This is a genomic window from Haloferax sp. s1, from assembly GCF_058382125.1.
Window position 1 is genome coordinate 1 of the sequence record NZ_JBZRPK010000484.1, and the last position, 412, is coordinate 412.

Consider the following 412-nt stretch of genomic DNA (forward strand, 5'->3'; position numbering starts at 1 on the left):
GTCGACGACCGTCGGAACATCGGCCGCTTTGGCCTCTTCGAGGCGGTCACCCAAGTTTTCGGGCTCTGTGACGCGCATCCCCTCCGCACCAAAGCCTTCGGCCACGGTGACGAAATCCGTATCGTGGAACTCGACGCCGGGAATCGAATCGTCCATCTGGCGGACCATCCCGAGTGAAGTGTCGTTGAGGACGACAAACGTGGGTGAAACCCCGTATTCGACCGCTGTTTCCACGCACGTCATCGTCATTGTAAAGCCGCCGTCACCGGCAACTGCGACCACGTCCTTGTCGGTCGTGATTGCCGCGGAGACACCGGCGGGTCCAGCCCAGCCCCCTCCCCCCACCCCCCCCCCGCCCCCGGAGGGTCGGGCCGCCCGCCGCCCCACCGAACTGCAGAGGCCAAAACAGAGG

General features: G+C 65.3%; 1 pseudogene. It reads right to left on the reverse strand.

The window, feature by feature from the left end:
- Positions 1-351: pseudogene (locus QT222_RS07475) on the reverse strand (thiamine pyrophosphate-dependent enzyme); the annotation flags it as partial.
- Between the last annotated feature and the right edge of the window lie 61 nt (positions 352-412).